General features: G+C 71.2%; 2 protein-coding genes. One reads left to right on the top strand and one right to left on the bottom strand.

Annotated elements, in window-relative coordinates; genetic code table 11:
• On the bottom strand, positions 1-355 hold a 355-nt coding region (locus KME80_RS49805; protein WP_219520119.1), incomplete at its 3' end, for a LysR family transcriptional regulator.
• An 88-nt stretch (positions 356-443) separates the two neighbouring features.
• Here KME80_RS49805 and KME80_RS49800 point away from each other — a divergent pair.
• The coding region (locus KME80_RS49800; protein ID WP_372455468.1) for an alcohol dehydrogenase catalytic domain-containing protein at positions 444-721 on the top strand (278 nt) is incomplete at its 3' end.

The raw sequence follows: 721 nt of genomic DNA, 5'->3' as shown, positions 1-721 counted from the left end.
CCAGTTCCAGCCGCGGCTCGCCGGTCGCCACCTGGGCCAGGGTGCGCATGGGCGCGTACAGGTGGCCCCACACGTCGATCCGCAACGGGCGGTGCGTGTCCAGCACAGCCGCCACGGCCAGGTCGGCTGCGGCCAGCGCCTGCCGGGCGGGCTCCAAGAAACGCTGGCCGGCCTCGGTGAGGCGTACCCCCTGGCCGCCGCGGTCGAGCAGGCGCCTGCCGAGCGTGGACTCCAGGCGGGCGATCCGTTTGGACAGGGCCTGCTGGGAGATCGACAATTCCTCGGCCGCGTGGCCGAAGTGCAGCCCTTCTGCCGCCTGTACGAACGCGCGCACCTGCGCCAGGTCCAAGTCCACGGCTGTCACCATAGGCGACAACCTATGGTTGTCGGCTCCTCGCGTCCGTTGTTGGCTCAGGTGACCCGCCTGCCGCTTTCATAGCCGCATGCGTAGATTGACCCCTACGGGAGATGCCTCGCGGCCGGTGGAGTTCGCCCAGGCCGCACAGCCCGTGCCCGCCCCGGACGAGGTGCTGATCAAGGTTGAGGCGTTCTCCCCGAATCGCGGAGAGACATTCCTGCTGGAAAGGCCGGAGCCCGGTCTGCAGCCGGGCAAGGACGTCGCAGGACTGGTCGTGCAGGCCGCCGCCGACGGCTCGGGCCCACCGGCCGGCAGCCGGGTGGTGGGCCATCCACCCATGGGCGGCTGGGCCGAGTACGCGGC

The organism is Nonomuraea ceibae (genome assembly GCF_019396325.1).
Taxonomy (GTDB): Bacteria; Actinomycetota; Actinomycetes; order Streptosporangiales; family Streptosporangiaceae; genus Nonomuraea; species Nonomuraea ceibae.
The sequence above is the reverse complement of the archived record's forward strand: the minus strand, read 5'-3'. Positions and strand labels throughout refer to the sequence as shown.